Annotated in this window: 1 protein-coding gene (cut by a window edge); it reads left to right on the forward strand. The window is 40.0% G+C overall.

Annotation, left to right across the window (positions count from 1 at the left end):
- Positions 1–18,307, forward strand: part of the annotated coding region (locus AB1414_00115) for a hypothetical protein (protein ID MEW6605839.1) (this coding region is incomplete at both ends). The annotated region continues 52,171 nt past the right edge of the window; 18,307 of its 70,478 annotated nt are in view.

An 18,307-nucleotide genomic window follows, 5' to 3' on the forward strand; every position in this document is an offset into this window, starting at 1 on the left:
GGTAATGGATTTGGAGCCAGTCAAACTATTCGTATAAAATTTGGCACGACACCAAGTATTACCTTTACCTCAACAGATGCCTACGGCAGTTTCTCAACCACATTCACCATTAATACCCAACCTTATGGACGGACGACTATTATAGCCTATAATGATGCCCTGGGTATATTTGCCATTGATAATACATTTATTAAACAGAACTTAGTGTTTATTACCCCTACCTCCGGCACAGTAGGAATAATAGTTACCTTATCTGGAGATGGCTATTGTGGAAATGATACGGTTTATGTTGATTTTGGGACGACACGAACTATAACCACTGTTTCTACCAGTGCAGGAGGGAGTTTCACAACTACCTTTACAATTGATACCCAACCTTATGGCTGGACCACAGTTAAGGCGTTTGGAGGAACGATTACCTACGAGGTTAAATTTAGAATTGAACCAAAGATTATCTTTATCTCGCCAACCGAAGGAACGGTAGGGACAATTATTACTTTACGAGGTAATGGATATAGAACTTCTGAAACGGTAACAATAGAGTTTGGGACGACAAAGAGTATTCAAGTTGTATCTGCTGAGGTTCAGGGTTCATTTACCACTACCTTTACTATTGATACCCAACCTTATGGTACAACTACGATTGTAGCACTTGGAGCTGAAATTTTCGCCAGAGGCACAGTTATCATCCAATCAAATATTATTTCTATTACTCCAAAAGAAGGCACGGTAGGGACAATTATAACTATAAGTGGAAATGGATATGAGGCATCCAAGACCATTCATATCGATTTTGGGACTAATGTTAATCTTAAATTAACATCGAGTGTGGCAGAAGGAAGCTGGACAACTACCTTTACGATTAATACCCAACCTTATGGCGTAACTACCATCAAGGCAAGAGGAAGTGAATGGGCAGTAGGCACGATCACTATCTTGCCTAATATTATCCTGATTCAGCCTAAAGACGGGACAATAGGAACACCTGTCATGGTAAGAGGGAATGGATTTGGTGCCACGGAGCCAATACATATTCACTTTGGCACAACACCTACGATTACCTTTGTTACAACTACTGCTTATGGTTCGTTCACCGCAGTTTTCACGGTTGATCTCCAGTCGGTAGGGATAACTACCATTAAGGCAGTGGGAATAAATACCAGGAAAGAGGCAAGTGGAACCTATACTGTTCAGGCAACATTAAAGGTAATTTCGCCAAAGACCGGGACAGTGGGAACTATAATTACCGTTCAAGGAGATGGATATAGAAGTAGTGAATATATACGGATAGACTTTGGAACGACGAAGAGTATTAATATTACCAGTACAGATGCGGCAGGTTACTTCAGTACGACATTTACTATCGATACTCAACCAGCTGGAATAACGACAGTAATGGCAACAGGGATAGATTCAGGTAGTAATCCTTTTGGCACACTGACTATTAAATCTAATATCTATTTAATTACACCGGTTATTGGTCCGGTAACTACGGTTGTAACTATCAAAGGGAATGGTTACAGTGCATCAGAGTTAGTAGTCATAGGTTTTGGATGGACGCGAACGATTACGACTGTTTCGACAATTCATAATGGGTCATTTGATACTATCTTTACCGTGGATACTCAGCCACTGAATGACAATTGGGCTTCTAAACTGGTGGTAGCTACTGGAACTACTTCTCTGGAAGTAGCCACAGGGTCATTTAAGATTATTCCAAGAATCTGGCAAGTTTCACCTCCTGCTGGAACTGTGGGAACAATAGTAACTATATTTGGTGATGGCTATAAAGGTTATGGTAGTCCACAATGGATATGGATTCAGTTTGGGACAGAAATTGGGACCGGTAATCTATCTTATAATGTAACTGATGTATATGCAAATTATAATGGTAGTTTTTCAACTACATTTACCGTTGATAATCAACCTTTTGGTAGTGCAACTATAATTGGTTATGGTCGGAATGACCCACAGGAATCAGCCATTAATTTCTTTAATATTACGGCAAAAATCTTTATGGTTACACCGAATAGAGGTCCAGTAGGAACTATAGTAACAGTTAAAGGTAATGGATATGGGTCAAGTGAATTAATAGAGGTAAAGTGGCCAGTTCCTGCACCTGGTGTGATAATGGCTACTCCTACCTCTAATTTTGATGGTGAGTTCACTGCTTCATTTGAAATTCGGCCACAAGGTAATGGAACTAATACCATTACTGCCATAGGTAGTTTAACTACTGCCTCTGCTATCAACTTCTTTGAAATAATTACAGGTATTACCTTGGTAAGTCCAACAGAAGGAACAATTGGGACTGTTATTACTGTTGCAGGTACCGGATTTAATCCTTTACAAACCATAAGGATTGATTTTGGTGGTATAACAAGTATTGCCTTTACATCATCAGGTGCAGATGGTGCATTCTCGACTACCTTTACTACGCAAGATCAACCTATGGGTAATGTGGTAATTAAGGGAGTTGATGAAGGAGGAAATTATGCCTATAATACTGCTAATCCTTATATTGTGTTAGGAAATATTATCATAACTCCTACTTCAGGGACAGTAGGTAGTTTTATTACGCTCCACGGAACAGGTTATGGAGTAACCGAAAATATTTGGGTTTGGTTTGGAGATAAGGTAGATTATACAGGTAACCCAGGGACACAAACTAATGAAGTTGGAACATTCCATACCATATTTACGGTTGATACGCAAATTTTTGGTCCAAAGACTATTAGAGCAAGGGGTTGGAGAGGAACTCAGCTAGATATTTCATTTAAGATTATTCCAAAGGTAGTGGTAGATCCTATTACTGGAAGTGTTGGAACAATTGTTACAGTGTTTGGGACAGGTTATGGTGACTCAGAATATGTGGTGATTAATTTTGGTAGAACCTCTACTATTGTTACAACAACGAGTAATAATATAGGAACATTTACGGTATTGTTTACCGTAGATACTCAACCAGTAGGTACAACTACCATTACCGGAGTTGGACAGAATTTCTATGCCTCGGCAACTACTTATTTAGGGATTTATAAATCTTTGACCTATTTGTCACCAACAATAGGGACGGTTGGTTCATTGATAACTATAAAAGGTAATGGATATAGTGTTAGTGAAACAGTGCAAATTGATTTTGGGATGACTAGGAGTATTACCTTAGTTACGAGTACCTATGATGGTTCATTTGAGGCTGTATTTACGGTAGATACTCAATATTTAGGTACAAAGACTATTATCGCTTATGGAATTATATCTAAACAAGACCAGAATGGTCAATTCAGAATTATACCTCATATCACCTTTGTTACCCCTACTTCAGGAACAATTGGTATCCTGGTGCGAATAGATGTGAATGGTTATGGGGCTTATGAATATATTAGAGTTGATTTTGGGAGTTTAATAAGTGTAACATCTTCCTATCAAACCGATAATGTTGGACAACGGGATAATATTCAATTTCAAATTTCACAACCACAACCTTATGGAACTACAACTATTACGGCTTTGGGATATACCTATCAAGAATTTGATATTGACTTTTTCCATATTGAACCTCATATTATACAGATTAATCCTTTAGATGGAACTGTAGGAAGTAAGGTTGCAGTAACAGGTGATGGTTATGGTGCTACAGAGATGATTCAGATTGATTTTGGAACTACCGTAAGCATTATTTTAGTAACTACCTCTGCATCAGGGACTTTTTCAGCTACCTTTACTATTGATACACAGCGGTCAGGGATAACTACCATCAAAGCCACAGGACTTACTATTCAGCAATTTAAATATGCTATCTTTACCATAAACTCTGATATTACAAATTATACTCCACAGTCAGGTAGTGTAGGGACTTATGTAACGATTGAAGGGACAGGATTTGGAGCAACTGAAACTGTGAGGATAAGTCTGGGGAATACAACGACGATTAATTTAGTTACTACTAATGCCTTTGGTTCATGGACAACTATCTTTACGATAAATGTTCAGACATGGGGGACAAAGACAATAACTGTTAGAGGACTTACATCTGGCGAGATACAGGATTCTAACAATAATCCATGGATGAAATTTAAGATATTACCTAATATTATTTTGGTATCTCCTGATACTGGGACAGTAGGGACATATATAACTGTATCGGCTAATGGTTTTTCTTCAACTGAAGGGATATGGGTTGATTTTGGCACCCATCCTAAGATTATAGATCAATTTCAGACTAATGGAAATGGTGAATTCACCATTAATTTCACCATCGATACTCAACCTTATGGTGTAACGACAATAGGTGCTTGGAATTCTGCTGCACCATCAAAAGAAAGAACTGCTTACGATACCTTCTTTATCCTTTCCAGGATTATTACCTTAACGCCTAAGTCAGGACCAATAGAATGGACTCGGGTGACGGTGGTAGGTGATGGATATGGTGCGACAGAGCAGGTGCGGATTAGTTTTGGGACTACGGTAAGTATAGCCTTTGCCACCACAAATGCCTACGGGACATTCTCTACTTATTTCACGGTTGATACTCAACCTTCTTTATATAATGCACCAGGATTATGGGGTTCTAAGACTGTGACAGCAACAGGAATAAATTATTTTGGTTCATATTCAGTAACATACAAGATAAAGGGTAGAATAGCTATCGTTTCACCTTCACATGGTGTTGTGGGGACGAGAGTGACTATATTCGGAGATGGATATGGTTATAGTCCAACGCTTGGTGGAGAAAACATAAAAGTAAAATTTGGCATTCTTCCTGAATCTCCTTCTATCTATGCATCACCATTAGGAACTTATTCATATACATTTACCGTTGATACTCAACCGGCGGGCTCTACGACCATCAAGGCTAGAGGGTATAATTGTAGTTCTGGTGAAAGTTATAATACATTCTATATAGATGCCAATATTATTCATTTTAGCCCTACTTCGGGTGTAGTAGGAACTATAGTGACATTGAGAGGTGATGGGTTTGGAGCGAATGAAATAATCAGGGTTGATTTTGGGATTACTCCAAGTATAAATATTACTACTTCCAGTTCGTTAGGGACATTTGCTATAACCTTTACCGTTGATACTCAACCATCAGGGACAACAACTATTTTTGTTAAGGGGATTAATTCTAATAATAGTGATACGAGATACTTTGTGATTAATCGGGGCATAACAGTATTTAGTCCTGCGGTTGGTAGTGTAGGGACGCTTGTAACTATAGAGGGTTGTGGATATACTCCATCAGAGGAGATAGTTGTTGGATTTGGAGAAAATCCTGTCATTGCTACGACTACTGTTTTAAATGATGGTGTATTTGAGATCTCATTTACCGTTGATACACAACCGGTTGGTGCAAAGGTAGTTACTATAAAAGGTTCTATTACTCCAGGGACGATAACACAGTCGTTCCAAATTGTAGGGAATATAACCTTAGTTAGTCCTGCGTCAGCGACAATTGGGACTATTGTTACGGTTAAAGGAGATGGATACGGAGTAACTGAGCTTATTAGAATCCATTTTGGACAAACTCGCAACATTAATATTACCTATAGTGATTATAGAGGGGTTTTCATCACGACATTTACCGTTGATACGCAAACATACGGAAGTAAGACAGTAATTGCGGCAAGTGGAGGTCAAGAGATTAGCAGATACTTTACAATTATTGGTAGAGTTTGGCAGGTGTCACCTACAAGTGGGAGTGTAGGGACAATTATAACTATCTGGGGTGATGGATATAGTGAGAACGAGAAGATAGGAGTTTATTTTGGGAAAGGAACTTCCTCGCAATATTTCGTTGGCACAACTACGGCGGCATCTACTCTATACGGTGGAACATTCTCAACGACATTTACAATAACTACCCAACCTGTAGGAACGACAACGGTTATTGCTAAAGGTGCGGGTGCTTCATATCAAGAAACCTTGAATTTTGTAGCCATAATAGGTAATATTATCCTTATTTCACCTCCACAAGGAACCGTAGGCTCACGCGTTACGGTAGCGGGTAATGGATATGGAATACAGGAACGAGTATTTATTGATTTTGGCACGACTAATACTATTATGGTTACTACTACTGATAATATCGGGTCATTTACTACTTTCTTTACTATTGATACACAAATTTATGGAACGACAACGGTGGTTGCAACAGGTAAAGAATCCGGACAAATATCCACAGACCCATTTGTGATTATTCCAGAAATTACTCTTATTTCACCAACAAAGGGTCCTGCCTGGACAATCGTTTCAGTAACCGGTAATGGTTATGGTAACTCAGAACTTGTGAGAATAAGTTTTGGGACAACGGTGACGATTGCTCTTACTTCTTCTAATTATCGTGGTGAATTTGAGACCACATTTAGCGTGGATACGCAACTTTATTATAAGAATACTATTGTCGCTACAGGTATCTTCACCGGGCAGGCAAGTGTTAAACAAGGAGTGTTCTTTGTTACCCCAAGAATTGTTTTAGTAACTCCTGATCGTGGTTCTGTTGGTTGTATGCTGACAGTTATTGGTAATGGTTATTCAAGTAATGAGACAGTAAAACTATTTTTGGGTATCTTTGACTATCGCTATCAAGGGATGGGTGGGACACCTATTAGTACTTGTGTCGCAACTAATTTTGGCACCTTCTCAACTACCTTTACAATTGATATAGAACCAGCAGGAACAAAATCTGTTACTTCACGGGGTGGGTCATCGGCTGCAACTTCTACTTATGATATCTTTATTGTAGGTGAAATTACTTTGGTTTCTCCTTCACAAGCGACTGTGGGAACAATAATTACCGTGAGAGGTAATGGTTTTGATGCCAGTGAGCTTATCCAGATTGATTTTGGAACATTCCTAACCATAACTACGGTGACGACAAATATCAGAGGGACTTTTACCACGACATTTACCATTGATACACAACCTGCCGGAAGCACTACTGTGCGGGCAACTGGATTAAGAATGGGGCTGGTGAGTGAAAAGACATTGTTCATTTATGGAAATATTATTAAAGTTACACCTACTTCGGGTTCATTAGGGACTATTATCACCGTTGTCGGCGATGGATTTGGCAGGACGGAGACGATTTATATTGATTTTGGAACCAGTAGAACTGTGGGGATTGGTTTGACTAATAGTCTGGGGACATTCTCAACTACATTTACCGTAGATATTCAGCCTTATGGTCGAACAACGATTAAAGCAACAGGCTCTGAGACGACTTTAGTCGCATTAGGGTCATTTACGATTACAGGTCGGGTAACGGTTGTTTCACCTTCACAAGGTTCGGTTGGTAGTATAGTTACTGTAGAAGGCACAGGATATGGTGTCAGTGAGTTAATTGGTATAGATTTTGGTACACATCCGACCATTACTATTACCTCATCTGATTGGAATGGTCAATTTAGAACCACATTTACTATCGATACCCAGATTGCCGCTACAAAGACGGTTGTGGCGAGAGATAAGAATACTTCCGCCGCAAACTTCTTTGCAGTTAGAGGTGATGTAACCCGTATCTGGTATGATAGTGGTCCAGTGGGAACTGTGGTTACTGTATGGGGTAATGGTTATGGTGCGACTGAGGATATATTTGTCCAGTTTGGTACGACACTTACTATTACTACTTCTACCTCCAATGGCATTGGTGAATTTATTGCTAATTTCACGGTTGATGAGCAGGCAGTTGCTTCTGTTACTGTAACTGTAAGAGGGATTCCTTCAGAAGAAAAGGCGATTACACACTTTCTTATCAGGCCAGGTATTTCCATGCTTGTTCCAACTGAAGGAACCGTCGGAACAATCATTAATATAGAAGGAAAAGGATATGATCCTATAGAACCTATTCAAATCGTTTTTGGACAGACACAAACCATTACTACCACTACCACAGATGGAGTAGGAAGATTTTTGACTACCTTTATCATTGATACCCAGGTTTATGGGACAACTTCGGTTACACCTATTGGACTTGATTCAGGCAAACAGGATACAAGATATATCTTTATCTTCCAGGAAATTGCTGTGGTAAGTCCAGATGGGGGGACAGTAGGGACTATTGTTAGTATTGTTGGCACAGGATTTTATGCCACAGAACTTATTCAGATTGATTTTGGCACGACAAAGACTATTACTAAAGTAACGACAGAACCAAATGGTAGATTCAGTACTACCTTTACTATTGATACCCAGATTGTGGGCACAACTACTATTAAAGTTACGGGTATGACATCTCAGTTAATCTCTACACGAACATTTACGATTATTCCACAAATCCATACAGTTACATCAAATATTGGGACAGTGGGAACAATTATTACCATTTGTGGAGATGGTTATAGTCCGATTTCAAACATTCAAGTTGACTTTGGCAGACACAATACTATTACTACTGTTACCACGACCGATGTAGGAACATTTGCAGTAACATTTACGATAAATACTCAACCTAATGGTAGCACGACCATAACGGCAACAGATGCAAAAGGTAACTTTGCCATTAATAAATTCGATATTATCCCGGATATTATCCTTTCTACCCCAACGATTGGCACAGTGGGAACGATTGTTACATTAGAGGCAACCGGATATGGCGATTCAGAACTCGTTAGAATTACCTTTGGTGAAAATGTTACTATTCATACGACCAATGCTAATACCGAAGGGTCTTTCTCGGTTACCTTTACCATTGATACCCAACCAGCAGGCACTACGACTATTAGACTTACCGGCACAACCATTGATAGAATGGATTCAAGTCTATTTAATATCATTTCAGATATTATCATCTTTACACCTACTCAAGGAACCGTAGGCACAATTGTTACCCTGGAAGGGACAGGTTATGGTATTACTGAACCAATCACTGTTCACTTTGGCACAACACCTACTATTGTTACCGTAGAAACAAATAGATGGGGAACATTTACCACCACATTTACTATTGATACTCAACCTTATGGTTGGACAACTATTGTCGTTAAGGGTGAGGAGACTAAGTTGTCAAATACAATGAATTTCTTGATTACAGAGGTAATTGAATCGATTACGCCTACACAAGGTTCTGTAGGGACAATAGTAACAATTATCGGTAATGGATTTGATGCCACAGATAATATATATATTAAGTTTGGAACTAAAGATAATATAGCTTCTTACAAGACGGATGCAGGTGGTAGATTTACCGGCACCTTTACCATAAATACACAGCCAGCAGGGACTACGACTATTAGAGCAACAGAATCAGATGGTCCAAAACAGGCTTATGCCTATTACTTTATTACCGGCAGGATAATTTATATTAACCCATTAGAAGGTGTCATAGGGACAATTGTGACTGTCAAGGGTAATGGTTATGGGGCAAGTGAGGTCATTCAAATTGATTTTGGCACAACCTACACTATAACTTCAACGGTATCTAGTAACATTGGAACATTTAATGTTACCTTTACCGTTGATACCCAACCTTGTGGCACTACGACTATTAAAGCTACTGGGATGAATACCCAGGAGGTTGATACCGGGACATTTACGATTAAAGCCGGTATTGCGATTGTTTCGCCTACCTTTGGAACTGTAGGGACAGAGGTATTGGTAGAAGGTAGAGGTTATGAGGCGACAGAGCAGATAGGTATTCAATTTGGCACAAATGGAACTATTACTTATGCTACTACTAATGATAAGGGTGTCTTTGTGGGGACATTTACCGTTGATACGCAACCTTACGGGTCAACAACTATTTTAGCTACCGGCCTTACATCTGGTTTATCAGATAAGTTTATTTTCAAGATAAAAGGGAATATCATTGACATCACTCCTGCAACTGGAACTATTGGTACTAATGTGGTAGTGAAAGGTAATGGTTTTGGGTCAAGTGAGACGATTAAATTCAAACAGGGAAGTGTTCTATTATCTCAGATAACTAATACTTTGATAGATGGTAGTTTTGTAGGCACAATTACCATTATTACTCAGATAGAGGGCGCCAGGATAATTGAGGCAAAAGGTCTGAATACCAATGAGAGGGCTACATCTACCTTTGTTATCATTGCCAATATTACTCAAGTTACACCTACATCAGGAACTGTCGGTAGTTTTGTTACGATTAAGGGTGATGGATATGGCAATGGTGAGCGGATAGAGATTAACTTTGGGACTACGCCAACGATTATCTTTGTTAGTAGTTCAACTGCGGGAACATTCTCAATTAAATTTACAATTGATACCCAATCTTATGGCACAACTACCATAGTAGCGGCAGGTATTGCTTCTGGTGAAAGTGCTCAAAGTGCCTTCCGAATTACTGAAGAGATAATTCTCATAACTCCTATTTCAGGGACCGTCGGAAGTATAGTTACTGTGGCAGGTAATGGCTATGGTGCTACAGAGAGAATTCAGATTGACTTTGGAAAAACAAGCAGTATTATGTTCACGACAACAGATGCCTATGGTTCATGGACAACTACCTTTACCGTTGATACGCAGGTTTATTGCAATAAGACAGTATCTGCCAGTGGACGGACTACCCCGACAAGGGATACGGTTATATTCTGTATTACGCCAAAGATTATTATTACACCTACTATTGGCACAGTAGGGATTTCGGTGACCGTAAACGGGAATGGTTATGATGCGGTTGAATATATTGGTATTTATCAGAGAGAGACTTTAGTTCATACCTCTGGTAATCCGACTTCAAATGATGGGACATTTACTACGGTCTTTATTATGACTAATCAGCCGATAGCAACTACGACTATAAAGGCAGTAGGACTTACAGATCCATTACAATCAGCCACAGATTTATTCTTCATCATACCTCATATCCGGCAGTATGCCCCGCTTGAAGGAACTATTGGAACAATGGTTACAATAGACGGAACAGGCTATGGAGCAAATGAATTAGTCCGAATAGATTTTGGGACGACACAATCAATTACTACTAAAGAGGCATCTGCAGACGGTCAGCTAAATGTTACCTTTACAGTTGATACCCAGCCCTATAGTACCAAGACTATTACCGCAGAGGGAACTATTTATCACCTAAAGGATGAAGTTACCTTCAAACTAAAATCCCGTATTTGGTCAATTACCCCTGTTTCCGGGACAGTAGGAACGATAGTAGAGGTAAATGGAGATGGATTTAGTGCTACAGAACTTATCCAAATTGATTTTGGTCAACATAGGACTATAACCACAGTAACCACAAATGAGATTGGGACATTTACGGTTACCTTTACGGTAGATACTCAGGTTTGTGGTGCAAAATCTGTTGTAGCCACCGGACTTAGTTCACAACAAATAGGTACATCTACCTTTAATATTATTGCCGATATTATTCTTGTTTCACCAACTGAAGGAACGGTGGGAGCTCAAGTAGAGATACGCGGGACAGGTTATGATGCAAACGAAGAGATAGAGGTTAGATTTGGTCAGACTGCTCCAATTTCAATTGAGCCTTTAGGCATATCCACTTCACCTGATGGGACATTTACTGCCTTCTTTAATGTTGATACCCAGCCAGCAGGTGTAACAACCATAGTGGTTAGAGGTTATGATGGTTTACCATCGGCTGATGGAACATTTACTATCAAGGCAGTTATTACCGGTGTTGCACCGCGTAGTGGGTCTGTTGGGACAATAGTTACCATTCAAGGTGGTGGGTATCAACAAATAGAGGGAATTAGAATCGACTTTGGTTCAACGCAAACTATTGCTACGACTATGACTGATGGTAATGGTTCATTTACCGTTACCTTTACCGTCGATACCCAACCAACAGGTAGAACAACAATTACTGCCACTGGCTTAAATGGTGGAGCACCTGCTTATGATACATTCTCTATTACTGGTAATATAACTCAAGTTACTCCGAATACAGGTTCTGTTGGCACAATAGTTAGTGTTTATGGAGATGGTTTTGGTCAGACAGAATTGATTCAGATTGACTTTGGAAAGACAATGACTATCGGGATGGTATCGACTAATGTTAATGGTACCTTTGGAACGACATTTACCATTGATTCACAACATTGTGGAGTAAAGACAATTGTTGCTATTGGGATGATGAGTGAACAAAGAGGGACTATTACCTTCACGGTTACCCAAAGAATTACATCTATCTCACCGACAATTGGGACAGTAGGAACACAGGTAACCCTGATTGGTAATGGCTATGGTTCTCAAGAGAATTTGACTATTCGATTTGGTAATGCGACACCTATTATAAATCAAGGACCAACAAGTATAGATGGGACATGGACTATTTACTTTACAGTTGATACCCAGTATATTGGAATAAAGAATGTTACGGTGGAAGGACAAGCAACTGGAGTTTCTGATACCAGACAATTTAGAATTATACCTAATCTATATCTGGTAACACCGAATACAGGAACAGTAGGAACTCAAATTACGGTGAAAGGAAATGGTTATAACCCAACAGAATTTGTTCAGATTGATTTCGGGACATCTCTGGATATGGTAAATAATCCACAGCCAAAGACAGATGCTGTAGGTAGTTGGACAACTACATTTATTATTAGTACCCAGCCTTATGGAGCAACTACTGTTAAAGCAACAGGTGTAGTCAGTGGAGAAAAAGCGGATAATTTAACCTTCTTTATCTTACCAAATGTAGTTTTAGTTACACCAGCTCATGCTACGGTGGGGACTTTAATTACGGTTAGAGGTAATGGTTATGGGGCATCCAGGACAATTCGGATAGAGTTTGGAACAACACAAACAATTCAATGGACATCTACCTATGCTGAAGGAAGTTTCACTACTACCTTTACCCTTGACACCCAACCTTATGGCAAGACAACCATTGTTGCCCATGAAGATGATATTTCTATTGAGGCTTACGGCACATTAAGTATTCAACCTAACATTGTTTCAGTTACACCTACGGAAGGAACGGTAGGGACAATAATCACTATTCGCGGAAATGGTTATGGTATAACTAAGACCTTGAGGATAGAATTTGGCACTACTAATAATATAAGAAATGTTATTAGTGATATAGAAGGAAGTTTCACGACAACATTTACGATTGATACCCAGCCGTATGGAACAACAACTATATTTGCACATCAAGATGATATTTCAATTAAGGCGACCGCAACACTGCGTATCTTACCTAATATCATCCTTATTTCGCCAAATTCAGGGACAGTAGGTCTGGTGATTACCGTTAAAGGTAATGGTTATAGTGCTACGCGAGCTATCCGAATAGAATTTGGCACGACACCTACCATTGTTATGGCATCGACCTATGCGGCAGGTATGTTTGAAACAACATTCACTATTAATACCCAACCTTATGGTGTAACGACGATTATTGCTCATCAGGATATTACTCCACGACTTAAGGCGTATGGGACATTTGCTATTGAATCTAATATTATCTTGATAAGTCCAAAAGAGGGGACAGTAGGAACGATAATTACGGTTGCTGGTAATGGATTTGTTGCCTCTCATACTATTAAACTTGATTTTGGTATAACAACGACTATTCAAACAACATCGACTTATGCTCATGGCAGTTGGACGACGACATTTACCATTAATACACAACCTTATGGCATTACCACAATTAAGGCTTATGGTAGTGAAGAGGCAGAAGGGACATTTACTATCCTGCCAAATATTATACTTGTAACTCCAGATGCGGCTACAGTGGGAACGGTAATTACTGTGGCAGGTAATGGATTTGGTGCATCAAAGACTATCAGGATAGAATTTGGCACGACTCAGACAATTCAATTGACCTCTACCTATGCCGAAGGGAGTTTTTCAACGACATTTACTGTTGATACTCAACCTTACGGTAGGACTACGGTTACAGCCCATGATGATGACAATGTGATAGCGGCAACCAGTAGTGTTACGATTAAACCAGAAATAATTCTGATTCAACCAGAAAAAGGCACTATCGGAACAACGGTTACCGTCAAAGGTAATGGTTATGGAGCGCACGAGATAGTCCAACTCGTGTTTGGCACCGCACCTACTCGTGATGTTGATACAACAGAAGGAGTAGGGTCATTTACATTTACCTTTACCGTAGATAGACAAACATTAGGGACAACGACTATTATTGTGAGGGGAATAAATACAGGTCAAAGCGTCCTTAAATATCACTTCCGTATAATTCCACATCTAACTGCGGTAATTCCAACTATTGGTTCAGTAGGGACAGTCGTTTTATTAAAGGGTGATGGTTATTTACAGAATGAGTTGGTGAGGATAGAATTTGGAACAACCAGAACTATAACTACAGTGACTGCAGATATAGATGGATTGTTTGAAACTACCTTTACTATTGATACGCAACCTTATGCTACAACTACTGTTAAGGGTGTGGTTGTTAGAACAGATGACTTCGCAGATAATCTGACTGTATTTATTACGCCTCGGATTATTCTTATTACTCCACCTGAAGGCTCAGTAGGGCAGATAATTACGGTTAGAGGTAATGGTTATCCTGCATCAAGCACTATTCGGATAGAATTTGGCACAACACGGACAATTCATACCGTCTCGACCTATGCTGAAGGTAGCTTCACCACTACCTGGACAATAGATACCCAGCCTTATGGCACAACAACACTTATTGCCCATGAGGATACTAATGCCATTAGTGATATAGGTAGTGTTACTATATTAGCTAACCTCTTTGCAGTTATTCCACCATCTGCACCAGTAGATACGGTAATTACTATTCGAGGTAATGGATATAGTGCAACGGAGCGTATCCAGATTGACTTTGGTTTAACAAAGAGTATCACCTTTGTTACTACTGAATCTGTTGGTTCCTGGACGACTATCTTTACGGTTGATACCCAGAAAGTAGGAATAACCACTATTAAGGCTACGGGATTGAGTTCCGGACAGGTAGCCATTAACTTCCTGACCATTACTCCAAGAATCTATCAAGTTACACCTGATTCAGGGACAGTAGGTTTGATAATTACCATTTCTGGTAATGGTTATGATGCCAGTCAACTAATTCAGATTGACTTTGGCACAACACGAACAATTATGACCGTTACCGCTTCCGATGGAGGGTCGTTCACCACTACCTTTACCATTGATACTCAGCCTGCAGGTGTAACTACGATTGCGGCTCTTGGCGTAGGGTTAGCAGGACGCAGTGAGAAATACTTCACTATCCATTGCCGAATTATCCTGGTAACGCCATTAGAAGGAACCGTAGGCAGTTTTGTGACCGTGGCAGGTAATGGTTATGGTGCTAATGAAAAGGTTGATATTGTCTTTGGCACATCAGGCACTCTTACTACCACCTCAACGGATAATATCGGTTCATTTACTACTACATTTACCATTGATACCCAGCCAGCAGGTAGGACGACGATTGCGGCAAGAGGGATGAGCACAAATGAGTTAGATAAAGCGACTTACACTATCCATAGCCGCATCATTTTGGTAACGCCGAAAGATGGGACAGTGGGTAGTTTGGTTACGGTGGCTGGTAATGGTTATGGTGCGGTTGAAGGAATAGATATTCTATTTGGGACATATGTCGGAACGATTACGGTTACCACTACGGATGCCACCGGGTCATTCACTACTACCTTTACTATTGATACGCAACATTCAGGCACGACAAGTATTACCGCAGTAGGTAGAAGGACGGGTGAGCAGGCAGAAGATATTTACAGAATTCATGCTAATATCATATTGGTAACACCAACTTCAGGCACGGTAGGAACGATAATTACGGTAGCAGGTAATGGCTATGGTTGGTCAACCGAGACGATAACTATTCACTTTGGCACAACGGAGACTATTACCCAGGTAGTTTGTGAACAAAATGGTTCCTGGACCACTACCTGGACAATTGATACTCAACCAGCAGGTATGACTACGATTACCGCCATAGGTTATAAGACTCAAGAAATAGCACAGGCAACGATTACCATTCATGCTAATATCATTTTGATAACCCCACTTGAAGGCACAGTAGGTAGTTTGGTGACGGTGGCTGGTAATGGTTATGGTGCGATTGAAGGAATAGATATTACCTTTGGGACTTATGTGGGCACAATTGCGGTTACAACTACGGATGTAATTGGGTCATTTACCGTAACATTTACTATTGATACGCAACATTCAGGAATAACGACGATTGGCGCCAGAGGTGTGAGAACAGATGAATATGATGATGGAACATACACTATTCATGCACATATTATTACAGTTACTCTAACCAGTGGAACAGTAGGTAGTATTGTTACGGTTGCGGGTAATGGCTATGGTAATAGTGAACGGATAGAGGTAGTATTTGGCACGAATAAGACCATTACGACTACTTCGACAGATGTCACCGGGTCATTTACCACAATATTCACTATTGATACACAGATTGCAGGCACAACAACCATTAAAGCTGTGGGAATATCTACCAGTGAAACCGATGATGACATCTACCATATCCATGCTAATATTATCATAGTTTCACCTGATAGAGGAACAGTCGGAACAATTATTACCGTAGCGGGTAATGGTTATGGTAAGCAGGAAGGAGTAAATATTGCCTTTGGAACAAATCCAACCATTGCCTGGACGACTACGGATACGATTGGTTCATGGACGACAACATTTACGGTTGATGTTCAACCTGCAGGTAGAACGACAATTGTTGCCACCGGGGTAGCTACAGCTGAAATCGCGGAGATAGGATTTATCATTGGTTCAAAGATAACTGATGTCAGTCCGAATGTTGGGACAGTTGGATTGGTTATTGAGGTGAAAGGTTCAGGTTATATTGCCAGTGAATATATTCGGATAGATTTTGGAACAACCAGAACGATTGTGATGACTAAAGCAGATGGGGCAGGGTACTTCTCGACCACATTCACGATTGATACTCAACCTGCGGGTAAGACAACGATTAAGGCAGAAGGATTACAACAGACTGTTGAGCCACCAATATCTACCTTTGAGATAAAGGCAAATATTATTAAGATAACATCAACTAAAGGCTCAGTAGGGAGCATAGTTACAGTTGCAGGAAATGGCTATGGTGCCAGTGAGCTAATCCAGATTGACTTTGGGACTACGCGAACTATTGTTACTATCTCATCTGATACCATAGGTTCATTCACAATTAAATTCACCATTGATACGCAACCACAAGGTAGGACAACCATTATGGCAAAAGGTATCAGCACTGGCGAAGATGCAGATGGGACATTTACGATTTATGCTAATATCATTCTGGTTACGCCACAAAAAGGTAGTGTCGGAACAATTGTTACATTAGCTGGTAACGGTTATGGGGCAAGTGAATTGATTGAAATTAACTTCGGAACCTATGCTGGAACGATTGCTACTACCAGCTCAGATAATATTGGTTCATTTACCCTGACCTTTACTATTGATACCCAAATAGCAGGCACTACGACTATTACGGCTACGGGTAATCCATCTGGAGAGGTGGCAAAGGATAGATTTGTTATCTATGCTAATATCATCACTTCTTCACCTGACTCCGGGAGCGTAGGAACGATTGTTACCTTAGCAGGTAATGGTTATGGGGCAACCGAGCTCATTCAGGTTGACTTTGGAACAACACGAACTATTACTACCACCACAACCGATTATTGTGGTAGTTTCTCTGTTACCTTTACAGTAGATACTCAACAAAGTGGTGTAACAACGATTAAGGCGACGGGAATTAGGACTAATGAAACAGCGGTTAGTCTGTTTAATATCGGTGTCAAGATTACCTTAGTTACACCAGAAAAAGGTAGTGTCGGGACACTTATTACTATTGCCGGTAATGGTTATGGTAGCAATGAGAGAATCTGGGTTGATTTTGGAACTACACCGACCATTATTACTAGCTCTGCAGATACCATTGGGTCATGGACAACTATCTTTACCATTGATACTCAACCTGCCGGGCTAACTACTATTAAGGCTACAGGTATAATTACGGGTAGAGTATCTTATGAGGCATTGACTATCTTCGCTCATATTATTAAGGTTAGTCCAATTGAAGGAACAGTAGGTAGTTTTGTTACCATAGCGGGTAATGGTTATGCCGCTAGAGAATTAATTGAGGTTGTCTTTGGTTCTACTCCAACGATTATTACCACCTCAACGGATATAACCGGGTCATTTACCGTCAGGTTCACGATTGATACTCAACCAGCAGGGACAACGACTATTGTAGCCTCAGGTGCAACGGAAAGAGACGATGATACCTACATTATTCATGCCAATATCATTACCGTTACTCCACAACAGGGTAGTGTCGGAACGAGAATCACTTTAC

This window comes from bacterium (assembly GCA_040755795.1).
Taxonomy (GTDB): domain Bacteria; phylum UBA9089; class CG2-30-40-21; order CG2-30-40-21; family SBAY01; genus JBFLXS01.